This is a genomic window from Candidatus Villigracilis sp., from assembly GCF_057083605.1.
Genome location: NZ_JBXMTI010000156.1, coordinates 19,053 through 33,933 on the forward strand (window position 1 = coordinate 19,053; position 14,881 = coordinate 33,933).

The window sequence follows — 14,881 nt, forward strand, 5'->3', positions numbered from 1 at the left end:
TATGGATTGGACTATCTGGCTCGAATGGGTTTTAAAAGGTTTCATATTGTGCATGGTCCTGCTGACGGGCTTTGCATACCTGACCTGGTATGAACGCCGCGCGCTGGCTCGTATTCAAACCCGCGTGGGTCCGAATCGTGCGGGGCCTGAAGGCTTGCTTCAACCCATTGCAGATGCGGTGAAGTTGATCTTCAAAGAGGAGTTGACGCCAGGCAGGGTATATAAAGTTGTGTTTTTTCTTGCACCCGTGTTGACGGTTGTACCCTCGCTTGTTCTTGCGGCGGTAATTCCCCTGGGCACCTCCTTCGATTTGTTTGGGCGTGAGATCAACCTGTATGTTGCGAACGTGAACGTGGGCGTTCTTTACATCATGTCGATTGCTTCGATTGCGGTGTACGGTATTGTGCTGGCGGGCTGGTCGAGCAATAACAAGTACGCCATGCTCGGCGGGATTCGTTCGTCGGCGCAAATGATCTCGTACGAGTTGACGCTTGGCTTGTCTTTTGTAGTTGCCATCATCCTGGGCAATTCGATGAATTTGAACGATATCGTAACTGAACAAAAGAATTTATGGTTTGTTGTGGTCCAGCCTGTGGGCGCATTGATCTTCTGGATCGCCACCCTTGCGGAAGTCAACCGTGCTCCCTTCGATATGCCTGAAGCAGAACAGGAATTGACCGCAGGCTATCACGCTGAATATTCGGGCATGAAGTTTGCATTGTTCTTCATGGCTGAATACCAGAAGATGATCGTGATCTGCATGATCATGGCGACCCTGTTCTTCGGCGGCTATCTCGGCCCCGGTGTGGATAAGTTCCCATTGCTTGGCCCGTTGTACCTGTTTGCCAAAGTCATTGTCCTGCTCTTCTTGATGATCTGGGTGCGCGCTACCTGGCCTCGCATCCGCTATGACCGTTTGATGGCGTTTGGCTGGAAGATCCTGCTGCCGTTATCTCTGGCTGTGGCTTTCATCACCGCTACAGGAATTTTGCTGGCTGATTTGTATGATAGTCAGCTGTATTACTGGAGCATCCCAGTCCTTTCTGTTATCAGCTTAATGGTTGCTGTTGCATTTGTTTACCGCGACTTGAGGAGAAAATCCCATGGGCGTTTTTGATCCCATTATCGAACTCTCAAAAGGTCTTGGTGAGACTCTTCGCTCGTTCCTTTTTGAGAGAACCGTAACCCACCAATATCCTGAACAAAAGCGCGAAGTTCGTGCGCGTTTTCGCGGGCGGCATGTGTTGAAGCGTTACGAAAACGGCCTCGAAAAATGTATTGGATGTTCACTCTGCGCCGCTGCCTGCCCTGCGGATGCGATCTTCGTGGAATCTGCCGAGAACACGGATGAAAAACGCTTCTCTCCGGGCGAGCGGTATGCTTCCACCTACGAGATCAATATGCTACGCTGCATCTATTGCGGCTTCTGCGAAGATGCCTGCCCGACCGAGGCAATCGTGCTGGGCGACAATTACGAGCTTTCGTTCACAGACCGCAAACAGGCCATCTACCCCAAAGAGATGTTGCTGGAACCTGTGGCTACTGTGGAGATGACCACGCCGCGTAAAGTGGAAGCTGGCGTATACAAGCGCTCTGTGCCTGAGATGAAAGATCCTACCGATTAACGATTTACGATTTTGGATTGAACCGTCAATCGTAAATTGTCAATCGTAAATCGTAAATGGAGTTCCATGAATTCTGACTTGATCGTCTTCCTCGTTCTCTCCCTGGTTGCCATTGCAACTGCATTGGGCATGGTGTTCAGCCGAAACTCGGTGTATTCCGCGTTGTTCCTCGTGTTGAACCTGGTTACCGTAGCGGTGTTCTATCTTTTGCTTGGTGCGCCGTTCATTGCCATGTCACAGGTCACGGTGTATGCTGGTGCGATTATGGTTTTGTTCCTATTCGTGATCATGCTGCTCGGCGCAGATAGCCTGGAACCATCAAAGGCCTTGCCCTGGCAGAAACCGTTGGCTTTCACGCTGGCACTTATACTTGTGGTGGAATCAGTCTATTTGATCATCTCCCGCGCACAAGCGGATATGGCCGTTACAACGCCTGATGCTTCCCTCAATACCATGGATAGCCTGCGTGAAATGGCGATGTCCTTGTTCAATCAATATCTTTTGCCGTTCGAGGTCACATCCATTCTGTTGCTGGTTGCGATGGTGGGCGCGATCGTTTTGACCAAACAGGAAAAGGCAGGGCAAAAATAATGGTCCCCGTAGAATATTACGTCATTCTTTCCGCAATTCTGTTCACCATTGGCGCGTTGGGTGTGCTCATCCGCCGCAACCCCTTGATTATTTTCATGTCCATTGAGTTGATGCTCAATGCGGCGAACCTCGTTTTTGTGGCATTTGCCAGCGTGTTCAAATCCTTCAGCGGACAGATCTTCGTGTTCTTTGTTATTGCTGTCGCCGCGGCGGAAGTGGCTGTGGGCCTTGCATTGCTGGTGGAGATCTTCAAAACGAAGAAGAACATTAATATTGATGAGTTGAATTCACTAAAGGGATAATTCGATATTCGATACTCGACTGTCGAATACCGAATATCGAGTTTCGAATTGCGGAGAAGTTTATGCACTTAAGCGAAGCAATATTTCCAGGATTTTACTTTTTGGCCCCGTGGCTGGTCTTTGCGCCTGTGGCTGGCTTGTTGATCAATGCCATTTTCGGAAAGCAGTTCAGCGAAAAGGTGGTTGGGATGGTAGCAAGCCTGGCCTCTGGCGCGGCATTTGTCGTCTCGGTGCTGCTGGCCTATTCCGTCTCGCTCAATCATGGGGAAGTGGTGCGCTGGGTGTTTGCAGAATGGATTCATATCGGCAACCTCAGCCTCGACTGGACTTTTCGCGTTGACTCGCTCTCGACCACCATGATGCTTGTCGTTTCAGGCGTCGGGACTCTGATCCACATTTACGCGATCGGTTACATGCATGAGGATGTCCGCTTCAAACATGACGAGGGACGGTATGCCCGCTTCTTCGTCTTTTTGAATCTGTTCATCGCGGCCATGATGATCCTGGTCAGTGGTGACTCGTACCTGATGCTCTTCGTCGGTTGGGAAGGTGTAGGTCTTTGCTCCTTCCTGCTCATCGGCTTTTGGTTCGAGATGGATACGCTCGCTCGTCCCTCCTGGGCAAACTCGGATGCCGCGAAGAAGGCCTTCATCACCAACCGCATCGGCGATTTCGGTTTTCTCATCGCGGGCTTCTTGATGTTCTGGTATCTCGGCTCCTTCCAATTTGACTTGGTCTTCGCGGCTGTACCTGCCATTGCCGCATCATCCCCGTGGGTGATCTTGGCGATCACGTTATTTATGTTGGTGGGCGTGGCAGGGAAATCTGCTCAAATTCCGCTCTATGTCTGGCTGCCAGATGCGATGGCGGGCCCCACACCAGTCTCTGCGTTGATCCATGCTGCGACCATGGTGACCGCGGGCGTTTATCTCATTACACGTTCGGCTCCCATTTACACACTTGTCCCACAGGCGCAATATGTGGTTGCGATGGTTGGAGCGATAACGGCCCTCTTCGCCGCGACCATTGCAGTTGGTCAATACGACATCAAAAAAGTGCTGGCTTACTCCACCATTTCACAACTTGGCTTCATGGTTGCCGCAGTTGGCATGGGCGCATATGTAGCGGGAATGTTCCACCTGATCACACATGCCTTCTTCAAGGCTTTACTTTTCCTCTCTGCTGGCTCGGTCATTCTTGGGCTCGAGCGTGGACACCACCATTTGGCTCATGCTCAGCATGAAGAAAAGCCCAAGGTGAAAAGCAGGAGGAAAGAGGAAAGAGATCACGATTCTCACGGTCATGAGGATCATGGCGAAGTATTCGACCCTGGCGATATGCGCAATATGGGCGGACTTCGCAAGACCATGCCTGTCACGCTCTGGCTCTACATAATTGGCACACTTGCGCTTGCGGGCATCTTCCCATTTGCAGGCTTCTGGTCGAAGGATGAGATCTTGTTGGATGCCAGCCTGCATTATCCCGGCGTTTACTGGTTGCTGACGATTGCCGCATTTTTCACCGCTTTTTATATGGGACGTCAGATCTGGATGGTCTTCTTCGGTGAGGCACGTACCGATGCCGCCAGACATGCGGAGGAAAGCCCAAAGGTGATGACCGTGCCCCTTATGGTCCTCGCAGCTTTATCGGTGGTGGGAGGCGCGTTAAATCTCCCATTTGAAGGCTTCCATAATTTAGGTCACTGGCTTGAACATACTCTCGGTGAAGTTGAAGGTCTCCCGCTTAATTTGCTGGTTGCTGGCATCTCCACTGTTTTGGCTTTGCTTGCCATTCTGATTTCGTGGTTCATTTATGGACGCAACCCGTTAAAGGCCGGTCAGATCGATCCGCTCAAGAAGCCGCTTGGTTTTATCTTCACGGGTATGGAAAACAAATGGTTCGTGGATGAAGGCTACTTTGCCTTTATCATTAATCCGTTTAATAAATTATCTCAGTTCCTTGGGGATGTGATTGACGGGCGCTTCTGGCATGACTTTGTGCACGATACGGTTATTCTGGGAACTTATAACTGGCTGAGCGAAATCGCGCTTGATCGTTATGCCGATCAAAAAGGCATTGATGCTTTTGCGAACTGGCTCGGCACCGCCACTCAATGGATATCCGCGAATGTTCGTAAAATACAGAATGGATTCGTGCGTTCGTATGCGCTGTCTGTTTTGCTCGGCGTGGTTTTGATTTTGGGATACATCATATTTAAGTAATCAAAAGTCTAAAGTCAAAAGTCAGACCTTCGACCTTTGACGTTCGACGATTTTGAACTTTGACGATTTCGCAATTGAGGATAGAACATGGAATTTCTTTTGCAACCTCTTACACTCCTGACCTTCTTCCCGCTCCTGGGCGTGCTCGTGATTCTCTTCATGAATTCCGAGTGGAAGGCTGCCATCCGCTGGGTCGCGCTGGCCACATCTCTTGTCACCTTTGGTGTTTCATTATGGGTCTTTTCGCAGTTCAACGCTTCGAACCCAGACCTGCAACTGGAAGCCAAATACTCCTGGATCCAGGTGGCGGGATGGAATATTTACTACTATCTCGCAGTGGACGGTTTGAGCATTTTGCTTGTATTGCTCACTACCTTCCTTACACCCATTTCCCTGCTCTCCACCTGGACTGCCGTTGAAGACCGCGTGAAAGACTTCATGATCTTCTTCCTCCTTTTGGAAGTGGGTATGACTGGCGTGTTTCTCGCACAAGATTTGTTCCTGTTCTATATCTTCTGGGAATTCACACTTGTGCCGATGTATTTCCTGATTGGCCTGTGGGGTGGTCCGCGCCGCGTATATGCTGCGATCAAATTCTTCCTCTACACCATGGCTGGCTCCATTTTGATGCTGCTTGCCATTTTGTGGCTTGGTATTCAGGGCAACACTTTCTCAGTGCCTGATCTGATCGCCAAGGGAGGCATTCCTGCAAACATCCAGATGTGGCTTTTCATTGCCTTTGCCGCAGCCTTTGCCATCAAAGTCCCAATGTGGCCCTTACATTCATGGTTGCCCGATGCCCACGTGGAAGCGCCAACTGCCGGCTCCATCATCCTTGCGGGCGTCTTGCTGAAGATGGGTACTTATGGTTTCCTGCGCTTCAATATCGCACTCTTCCCCGAGGCGACAGTCAAAGCCGCCCCATGGATCGCACTCCTTGCGACCATTGGAATTATTTATGGCGCTGCGGTTTCCTACGCACAACAGGACATAAAGAAACTGGTCGCTTATTCATCGGTCAGTCACCTTGGCTTTGTGATGCTTGGTTTATTCGCGCTTAATCCCGTGGGTGTGGCTGGCGCTATTTTGCAAATGGTCAATCACGGATTAAGCACTGGTGCATTGTTCCTCCTGGTTGGCATGGTTTACGAACAGACACATACCCGCGAGATCAAAGTCTATGGCGGCTTGTGGAAGATCATGCCGATCTTCGGCACGGTTATGCTGATTTCATCACTTTCATCCATGGGCTTGCCTGGGCTCAACGGCTTCGTCGGCGAATTCACCATTTTGCTTGGCGCATTTGGCTCAAAGGCCATCGGTAACCCATGGTATGCGGGTATTTCTGCCATTGGTGTCATCATGGCGGCTGTGTATATCCTTTACATGTTCCAGAAGGTTTTCCTCGGCCCTGCAGGTGAAATTACCCAACATCACGAACTCAGGGACCTCAACTGGCGCGAGATCATCACTGCCGTACCATTGATCGTATTTATGTTCTGGATCGGTCTCTACCCCAAGCCGTTCTTCGATATCCTCGCTCCCGCGGTTGAGAAACTCCTGTCTGCATTGCCTTTATAAACCAACCACAGATGAAATGGATGAACGCAGATAAAAGGTTTTTTCCTTTGTGTGCCTCACCTGCACTTGCGCGCGGTGCAAGTGTCGTGTCCTTCGTGGTTAAAAGATTTTCGGAGCGTTCATGACGCAACCTCAATTAACATACATCGACTACTCCACAATACTCCCGCTCATCATTCTCACCGTTTGGGCCTGTCTGCTTTTGCTGGTGGATCTCTTCATCCCAAAGAATAGCAAAGGCATCACAGCGTTCATTGCGGCTTTAGGGCTCGCAGTGACTTTGGGCTTTTCCATTACGCAAATTGGTAACCCAAACATAGGTTTCTCTGGCATGGTCGTGCTCGATGGCTTCTCTACTTTTGCCAACGTGCTGCTGCTTATCAGCGGTCTGCTCGGGATTGCCCTCGCGCACGGTTATACCCACCGCATGGGTATTCAACGAGGCGAATACTATACCCTCCTGCTCTTCAGCGTAACAGGCATGATGCTTATGGCGCAGGCTGGAGACCTGATCATCGTATTCCTCGCGCTTGAATTACTCTCCATCCCGCTTTACGTGCTGGCCGCCATCTCCCGTAAAGTGGACTCGGAGGAAGCAGGCGTCAAATACTTTTTGCTTGGCGCGTTTGCCACTGGCTTTGTAGTATACGGAACCGCATTGGTCTTTGGCGCGACAGGAACCACATCCCTCAGCGGAATCTTCTCTGCCGCCTCAAACGGGACATCAGGCCTGCTCCTGACCATTGGAGCTGCTCTCATCCTTGTCGGCTTTGGTTTCAAGGTTGCGGCCGTTCCCTTCCACATGTGGACTCCGGACGTGTATCAGGGTGCACCCAGCTCGGTGACGGCGTTCATGTCCTCGGGCGCAAAGATCGCGGGCTTCGTCGCATTGCTGCGCGTGTTTTCCACTGCCTTCCCATCCATTTCCGCAGACATGACAGGCATCCTCTGGGCCATGTCCGCTTTGACGATGATCGTTGGTAACTTTGTTGCCATCTCGCAGACCAATATCAAACGTATGTTAGCCTATTCCAGCATTGCTCACGCTGGTTATATCCTTATGGCTTTCGTGCCTTATGGCAACAAGGATGTTATCTCTGTTTCAGTTGCAGCGGGGTTGTTCTACCTGACAACTTATGTGTTGACAAACTTCGGCGCATGGGCAGTGGTCATCTCTCTTGAAAAAGCCGAAGGCAAAGGCCTTGAACTCAATGACTATTCTGGCCTCGCAAAGAAATATCCCGCCTTAGCCATCGCCATGACCATATTCATGCTTTCGTTCATCGGTTTCCCGCCCACTTTAGGCATGGTGGGTAAGTTCTATCTTTTCCGCGCCGCAATTGATGGAGGCTTCTACGGGCTGGCAGTTCTCGGTGTGATCACATCGCTCGTCTCTGCATTTTACTATTTGCGTGTGGTCGTTAATATGTATATGCGTGAAGGCGAGCCCACAATAGAACGTGAATCTGGATTGTCATTTACCACCACAGTTACGGCTGTTGCCACGGTAGTACTCAGCTTTGTGCCGCAGTTATTATTCCTGCTAGCAAGCACAGCGGTATTCAGATAAATCTTGTTGACAACAATTTCCTTTGCAATAGATCACCGCTAAATGCTCTGTTCGTAAAGCGGATGATTGGCATTGATCTGTAACAGGTCCCATAGATTTCCATAGAGATCTTCAAAAACAGCCACCATTCCATAGGATTCTTCCTTTGGGGGTCTTATGAACTTTATACCTTTGGAAACCATCTCATTGTAATCCCTCCAAAAATCATCTGTGTTGAGGAAGAGAAATATCCTCCCACCTGCTTGATTGCCAATGAAAGGCTGCTGTTCGGGTTTTGACGCTTTGGCTAAAAGCAATGTGGTTCCAGTAGCGTTGGGCGGAGAAACTACCACCCAGCGTTTATCCTGTTCGGGCTGATATGTATCTTCGACCAGCGTAAAATGCAGTTTCTCAGTATAAAAAGAAATCGCTTCATCATAGTCTCTGACAACCAGCGCGATATGGATGATTGACTGTTTCACAAATGTCTCTCCTATTCACCCACATATTTTGATTGGACTGCTTTATAGCCCAGCAATTCGCCGAGCAACCCCAGCGTGGAGCCGAGTACTCTCTGCATCGCCATGGAGGGACTTGCCACGTAATTCCCATGTTTGATTGCAGTTCGAATCGTAGCTGATTGAAACAACAGTTTAGCAAATCCCTTGAGGCGGATGCCGTCACGTGCCATGCCTGTGCGTGTTGCAAAAATCCCCAGGATGTCCTGCACCGCGGCGGGACTGGGATGCTCAAAGCGGTCTCGCTGACGATAGACCAGTTCTTCATCGGTGGCATTCCACGGGTGGATGTGGAAGTGACCGGGTTCCACCACAAAGGACTCACCTGCTTTAGCAATTCTTTCGTTTCCATCGAGCTCATATTTGGCAGTGCCTTTGATGATCTCGAAGGTTTCCGTCCAGGTTTGGTGGAGGTGTTCCCCCAGATCGGAACCAAGCTTGGAGTAGCAGGTGACCTCCAACAGCCAGCCCATGCCGTTTGTTTCTGCATCGCTTTCCAAAACCAGGGTACGGGTTTTGGTGGTGGGGTGTTCAAAAGCAAACCCTGCTCGTATCATGTCGAATGCTCCTTGGTTGGCTTGAATTGGTTAAGATTATACATTCAGGCGAGGCGAAGCTTCCGCATGTCACGCAGTCGGTTACGTTCCTTGGATGTATATCGCTCAATAGCCCGCGAAAAGGCTGGCGTACTCATCCTCTCCGCATGGGTTTCCAGGTATTTGGTAATCTCGTTGCCATAGCTGTGACCCATTTCTCGCAAGACCCATCCAACCGCTGTTTGGACGTAGTAGCGATGGTCATCGAGACAGTTCGAAACCAATGGCAGGACTTTCTTCGGCGGCAGGAAGACGGCATTCTTGCCGCTGTAATGGATCAGGCTGACAAGCGATATGCGCCGCAGCCATTCACTGTCAGAACGATTCCATAAAACAATTTGAGGATAGACTTCTGCTGGATAGCTTTCCAGGATCCATGAGTAGAGAGCGCTCAACCCATCGCTGTGGCACCAGTTATCAATGCGGTTGCTCCACTGACGAACCACTGGCCATAGACCAGGGCTGACTCGCTTTCGAACGATAGGCGCATAGAATTCGAGGGCGGCAAATAACACATCTCCATAAGGTGATGTCTGCCATAGAGTGTCCCATACTTCTAGCACCTGCTCCTCTGGCAGCCCATAAAAGGAGAAACCCTGGCGCACTCGCCGTCTTAGCTCAGGAAATTTGATTCCAAGATGCTTGAGTTGAGAACCACGGTCTTGTTGAACTGCACTGCCAAAAGTTGGATTGCCGATTGCAGTCAGTGCTCGAACAACCTCACGATGATACTCTTTGAACTTTGTGCGATTTATTTTCGTGTTCGTCATCATTTTTTATTAGCGGGATTATAAGCCTTTACCTTATAACAGAATCAAAAATGGGACTGTGTTTATTCACAGCCCCATTTTTGCGTTATGGGTGTATTACCCGCAGACCTAGATGTTTTTCGTAGTCATCAAGCGTTGGTCATCCAAATTTCCATCCCACCGCAATTTGCCGCGCAAAGAGCGAATTTCTCCTTGCTCGTTCAGTAGGATCAAAAGGCGCAAGGCTTCATACACCACTTCCCGTTTATTTTTGATGCCTGTTAATTTTTGGGCACGCGCGATCAACTTATCGTCAAGCACAATGTTTGTTCGCATGTTAACTTCTTTCGTGTGTGATATTCGATATTTGTGTGTATGATACACCTAAACAGAATGCCCTGAGGAAAACCACCATAATCTGTGTGATGCAGTTCTCCCCCAAATCCGACACTGACGCAAACTGAATCCGTATAAATAATTTCGATTGTCGTATTTGGGGGAGATGTCCAGAGGACAGAGGGGGTCGCACCGCCCTTCACCCACAGTCCCGTTTTGGTTTGACTTCTAAAACAGCCTGCTCAACTTTGCAACAATTTTTTCTGGATACTTTAATTCATGCTCCCACACTCGCACAACTTTCCATCCCGCCTTTTTTAATTCACGAGAGACCAATTTATCTCTATCTCTATTTCCCTGTAATTTCTTTGCCCAAAATTCCTGATTATTCCTTGGAAGATTTGAATGTTTTGGCTTTGGGCATCCATGCCAGAAACAACCATCTACAAACAAAGCAATTCTTTGCTTTGGAAAAACAAAATCAGGTTTGCCTAATACAACCTGATTCCTTCGCCATCCTGAAAGATGATGTTTTCGTAAAATTTGAATCATCGCCAGTTCCGTATCTTTATTTCCCTTCCCCTTGATACGGGACATGACCTCGGAGCGTTTTTCTTTCGTGAAAACGTCGGGCATTTTAAAAGTTACGATTTCCAAATCCTACTATTATATGAAACTCTGGCAACTCGTTTTCTGTTTTGCGAAACCTGCCCGCCAATCCAATTACCAGCGCCTAAATTGAATTGCTCAATGTATTCACGGCATTTCTTTGAAGCATCCTTCAAGGATTTAACCGTGATATATCTAGTTGGCGCAGGAGAAAACCATTCATCATGACTTGGATTTGGCGCAGAAGCAAGTTTTAATCGAAACATGGCAACTCCTTATTTTGAGGCTTCCAAAACATTGTAAACTATTTCAGCAATTTTATTCGCCAGCAATGGAGGAACCGCATTTCCAACTTGATGGTACTGTTGGGTTCTATTTCCTTCAAAGAAATAATTGTCAGGAAATGTTTGTAAACGGGCGGCTTCTCTTACGGTCAAAGAACGGCATTGGGAGGGATCATAATGAATATAGTAATGACCATCCTTGCTGATGTGTGACACAACAGTCGTCGATGGTCTGCCGCTTATTTGCACTCGGAATCTGTCGTTGAAAATAGTATCATCGGATTCTTTTTGTACATTCTCATGTTTTGGAAGAAGTTCAGATGGGAAATCACCTAACTTGAGCGGTTTATTATATTTGTGAGAAAAAACGGCTGCAAAGAAATATCTATGTAAATCTTCACGTATATGTGACCTTGTCTCATGATTACACACTCCTCCCAAACTACTGTCTACATACCAATAATCATATTCATTTGGACCTACAATAAAAGGCACAAAGGAATCACCGCGATCTAGGCTTGCACCAACTCGTTTCAATGCGCCTTGTATAGAGATTCGCAATTCAGAATGGATTGACTGCATCCAATTAGCATTCTCGATTTCTTTTATGGCTTTACGCCATTCTTCAGGAGAATCTTTTTCTTTTGAAAGTCCACTTCGCAGTTTGGGTAAATCGCTAATAACTGCCTCAATTGGAACTTGCTTTTCTGTCTTTTTTATAAGTTCGGGATTCGATTTGTAAATATCAGTTCGAATTCCAAGAATAATGATTCTATGTCGTGCTTGAGGAATGCCATATTCTTCAGAACGAACGATAAAGTCTTCAGGTTCTATATCTTTCAGGTTTTGAGGACTCTCATGAGAGATGGAGAATAAATTATAGGATAACGACGAATCGCTTCCACCAATCGCATTTGATGGATTTCTCAGGTCAGCAAGAATTAGATCAAAGGTGTTTTCCTTTTTTGTTTTAGTTCTTTGAGATGAAAGCAACCCTTTGACATTTTCCATTACGAATATTGGAGGTTTATGGTCAGCTAATATTTGTAGATATTCTTTATACAATTGATGACGATGATCTCTGGCATATTTCCATGGATTAACATTGCGCATTCTGGAACGCCCTGCCAAAGAATATGCTTGGCATGGAGGTCCACCAATCAAAACCCAATTTGTTGCGCCGTTTAATGCTTCTGAAATACGTGACTTTACTACGCCTCGATCTTCTTCTCCCAATTCAGTTAACCATGCCTCTTTTTGAGCATTACTATATTCAATTGAGTGTTTTTGAAAAAGCTCATCTTTTTTTATTTCCCCGCGCAAATACCGATAATAATCTGCGGGAACTCCTGTTGCTGAAAATTGACGGTAAAAAGCCCGCAATTCAAGAGTTTTATGAGCAAACTCATCTTTCTCAATAGAAAGTTTAATTTTAAAGATGGCGTTTTGTTCCTTCGCTTGAAATGCTGAAAATCCCTCCCCTAAACCTCCTGGACCAGCGAAGATATCAATAATAGGAATTGTTTTTTTCATAATAATAGCCGTCCACTGTTGTGAAGACGGCTATTATAGGCTTATCCAATGCTTTTAGCAAATTTTTCAAATTCTTTTGGCAACATTTTCAGTAGATTGCCTGGAGTAGTCGCATATAAATCCCAAGTTAAATCAAATTGGTTTAGAACATCGACCAACCTTCTTGCCGTACCAGGCGCATTATCTTTGCTGCTTGCGCCTTTCTTAACAGAGGCTACTTTAGGGTCATAATAAAGTTTTGTAACCAGTTCGACCACAACCTTATTTGTTATCAACTGAATATAAGCAGCAAATTGCTCCTGAATTTCTGAATGAATGTGAGGAGGTTTGCACAGCAATCCCATAGCCCGCAATGGGTCATCTTTGTGCGCACGATAAATCAAGTAAGATCCGATTAGATAATGGCGATAATATTTTTGAAAATTATCTGGTTTTGGAATGTACCTTGCCCGTTCTCGGGGTTTTCTTATACCTTTCGCATTTAGTGGACATAATATGTCAAAGTAAAAAAGCGTGCACCATGCCCATAACTCCATATCTTGTTCAATTCTGGGAACACTGACATTTGAAAAACTCTTGTATAAATACTCTGCAAGCTGAAAACGGGTTTGGAATTCACGAAGCTCCAATTCAGCATCAACATCAGCAATTATGGAATATATAGGGTTTTCCAGTAAATCTTTTGGTATAGGTAAAGTCCCATCCCTTTCGAGATTGTTCAGGTAATTATCAAACTCATTGAGTCCCATAGCAGTAAATCTTCTAACCTTCATTTTACACGCTCCATACTTCAGAGAAGCTTTTGCGAATCTGTTGGTGCTTGCAAAAAGCTGAGATCACGTTGTCTATCCATTCATAGCACATATCTTGATAGTCCTTTTCTGACGGCATTTCCCCTACACCAGGGAATGAGTTTGCAAATCGTAACCAGTTTGACATCCAATCATCCTCATCAGTCATGTCAAAATGCTTTTCAATCAAAAGGATTCTTGTCAATATTTCTTTGATAATCACGGGGTACGCTAGTGCTATAAAAGCTGGGTCGTGAGCAATTTGATGAGGGGATATTGCTTCAATGTTAAGTTCCAATATCGTTCTAGGGCCAGTGTAGTCCACTCTAAAAATCTGATCACCTAAGTTCTTCGGACAAACAGGTAAGAGAGGTAATCTTGGGTTTTCTTGTTGATTTGGAGTAACAAAAGGAATACGATCTGCTTCTGCAATTATCTTGCCTGTCGTTTCATCTGTGATTTTTACACGAAAGAGAATTCCATCTTTTGTTCCAAAGTTCGATAAATCCCGATCTTTATTTTCTACAATTGCACCAACTTTCCCGTAATCAAATCGCTTCCAATCTGTTTGGCGATAGGCTTCAATGAAAACTGAGCATTCATCTGGAAATTCGTAAGACATGATTTTGGATAAATTTGCTTCAAAAGACAAGTTGCCATTATTATCATCTATTAAGGTGACAACAATATCCTTTTGAAGGATTTTCACTCGCTTTGTATAGTTAAATCTTCTAATCATTATCGTCCTCGTTCAGCTCAACCTTTATATACAAGTCGCGATTTTCGTCAAATCCCGTAGCAATCAATTCAAAGTCATCATTCAATATATCCATCAAAATCATATTCTCCCGCACCCTGATTAATTTCAAGCCTTTTGAAGGTTTTTTAATTTTTATAGGCAATTGGTCAAGTCTAAAATCCGAAATATTGTAGCGTCTCAATGCATTGCCCTTTCTTACATCGTACGCGACATGAACTTCAATACGCATTGGTACTTTAATTTTTTCTTTGTTTGGCGTAATAGAAAAGCCACCTTTTATTTGAGACAGGACGAATTTTTTCTCCCTCACGGGTATCAGAGGTGGCGGCGGTTTAATAACCGTTCCTGGTTTGTTGGTTTTGTTGTCTGTTGTCCGTTTTGGCTGATTTTCATCTGTAATAGGTAACGAAAATATATCCGAGAGTAAACTTTCATCAATTGAATTCTCTTCAACAGACAAAGCGTTATTTATATTCGATACAATGTTTGCAACAAACTCTATGTAAGAAGAGCCGTACCAGTACTTATCTTTTATGTTCCTTTTTTGCCATTCGTTGTGAGCGGGATTTTCTGAATCTCCCAATAGCTTAACAAGAGGACCATCTTCAATAACGACCAATGACTTGACTCCTCGTGTAGGAGGAGCTTTTACCCTAGATACAATTAGTTCACTTCTAATAAAAGTTGGAAGTCCAGACTCGTTTTTATCTTGTTTCAGATAAATCATAAAAAATGAAGGTTCTTCTTTCCCAGACTTGGGACGAACAGTTAACGAAGCCCGAACAGCTAGAATTTCTCCATTTTGATATTGTTCACGCATTGGCAGGAGTTTATC

General features: G+C 46.3%; 17 protein-coding genes. 7 read left to right on the forward strand and 10 right to left on the reverse strand.

What is annotated here, in order from left to right:
• The first annotated feature begins 1 nt into the window (after position 1).
• The 7 genes from nuoH to AC14M5_RS22900 all read left to right on the forward strand — a co-directional run bounded on the left by nuoH (position 2) and on the right by AC14M5_RS22900 (position 7,891).
• Positions 2–1,117: an NADH-quinone oxidoreductase subunit NuoH gene (gene nuoH, locus AC14M5_RS22870; RefSeq protein ID WP_484032037.1), complete on the forward strand. Its 1,116-nt coding sequence runs from the start codon at positions 2–4 to the stop codon at positions 1,115–1,117.
• A complete protein-coding gene (nuoI, locus tag AC14M5_RS22875; RefSeq protein ID WP_484032038.1) occupies positions 1,104–1,625 on the forward strand; it encodes an NADH-quinone oxidoreductase subunit NuoI in 522 nt (173 codons plus the stop codon). Before nuoH ends, nuoI begins: the two co-directional genes overlap by 14 nt.
• A 66-nt stretch (positions 1,626–1,691) precedes the next feature.
• On the forward strand, positions 1,692–2,216 hold the full coding sequence (locus AC14M5_RS22880; RefSeq protein ID WP_484032039.1) for an NADH-quinone oxidoreductase subunit J: 525 nt from the start codon (positions 1,692–1,694) through the stop codon (positions 2,214–2,216).
• Positions 2,216–2,518, forward strand: a complete 303-nt coding sequence (nuoK, locus tag AC14M5_RS22885; protein ID WP_484032040.1) for an NADH-quinone oxidoreductase subunit NuoK — start codon at positions 2,216–2,218, stop codon at positions 2,516–2,518. Before AC14M5_RS22880 ends, nuoK begins: the two co-directional genes overlap by 1 nt.
• Positions 2,519–2,580: 62 nt before the next feature.
• Entirely contained in the window at positions 2,581–4,740 is a 2,160-nt protein-coding gene (locus AC14M5_RS22890; protein ID WP_484032041.1) for an NADH-quinone oxidoreductase subunit L, read from the forward strand.
• An 87-nt stretch (positions 4,741–4,827) separates the two neighbouring features.
• On the forward strand, positions 4,828–6,321 hold the full coding sequence (locus tag AC14M5_RS22895; RefSeq protein ID WP_484032042.1) for a complex I subunit 4 family protein: 1,494 nt from the start codon (positions 4,828–4,830) through the stop codon (positions 6,319–6,321).
• Positions 6,322–6,442: 121 nt separating this feature from the next.
• Entirely contained in the window at positions 6,443–7,891 is a 1,449-nt protein-coding gene (locus AC14M5_RS22900) for an NADH-quinone oxidoreductase subunit N (RefSeq protein ID WP_484032043.1), read from the forward strand.
• A gap of 38 nt (positions 7,892–7,929) precedes the next feature.
• Here AC14M5_RS22900 and AC14M5_RS22905 read toward each other — a convergent pair whose 3' ends face one another.
• The 10 genes from AC14M5_RS22905 to AC14M5_RS22950 all read right to left on the reverse strand — a co-directional run.
• Positions 7,930–8,352, reverse strand: a complete 423-nt coding sequence (locus AC14M5_RS22905; RefSeq protein WP_484032044.1) for a VOC family protein — start codon at positions 8,350–8,352, stop codon at positions 7,930–7,932.
• An 11-nt stretch (positions 8,353–8,363) separates the two neighbouring features.
• Positions 8,364–8,945: a cupin domain-containing protein gene (locus AC14M5_RS22910; protein ID WP_484032045.1), complete on the reverse strand. Its 582-nt coding sequence runs from the start codon at positions 8,943–8,945 to the stop codon at positions 8,364–8,366.
• Positions 8,946–8,989: 44 nt separating this feature from the next.
• Positions 8,990–9,757 carry a DNA alkylation repair protein gene (locus AC14M5_RS22915; RefSeq protein WP_484032046.1) on the reverse strand — a complete coding sequence of 256 codons (768 nt, stop codon included), beginning with the start codon at positions 9,755–9,757 and terminating at the stop codon, positions 8,990–8,992.
• A gap of 105 nt (positions 9,758–9,862) precedes the next feature.
• Positions 9,863–10,069: a type II toxin-antitoxin system VapB family antitoxin gene (locus AC14M5_RS22920; protein WP_484032047.1), complete on the reverse strand. Its 207-nt coding sequence runs from the start codon at positions 10,067–10,069 to the stop codon at positions 9,863–9,865.
• A gap of 228 nt (positions 10,070–10,297) precedes the next feature.
• On the reverse strand, positions 10,298–10,705 hold the full coding sequence (locus AC14M5_RS22925; RefSeq protein ID WP_484032054.1) for a very short patch repair endonuclease: 408 nt from the start codon (positions 10,703–10,705) through the stop codon (positions 10,298–10,300).
• 8 nt (positions 10,706–10,713) lie between these two features.
• Positions 10,714–10,944, reverse strand: coding sequence for a hypothetical protein (locus AC14M5_RS22930; RefSeq protein WP_484032048.1), 231 nt, complete (start codon positions 10,942–10,944; stop codon positions 10,714–10,716).
• Between the two features lie 9 nt (positions 10,945–10,953).
• The gene (locus AC14M5_RS22935; RefSeq protein WP_484032049.1) at positions 10,954–12,495 is read right to left on the reverse strand and encodes a DNA cytosine methyltransferase; all 1,542 of its coding nucleotides are present in this window, start codon (positions 12,493–12,495) and stop codon (positions 10,954–10,956) included.
• A gap of 41 nt (positions 12,496–12,536) precedes the next feature.
• Positions 12,537–13,268: a hypothetical protein gene (locus tag AC14M5_RS22940; RefSeq protein ID WP_484032050.1), complete on the reverse strand. Its 732-nt coding sequence runs from the start codon at positions 13,266–13,268 to the stop codon at positions 12,537–12,539.
• 1 nt (position 13,269) lies between these two features.
• Positions 13,270–14,025, reverse strand: coding sequence for a hypothetical protein (locus tag AC14M5_RS22945; RefSeq protein ID WP_484032051.1), 756 nt, complete (start codon positions 14,023–14,025; stop codon positions 13,270–13,272).
• On the reverse strand, positions 14,018–14,881 hold an 864-nt coding region (locus AC14M5_RS22950), incomplete at its 5' end, for a hypothetical protein (protein WP_484032052.1). The genes AC14M5_RS22945 and AC14M5_RS22950, both read right to left, overlap by 8 nt.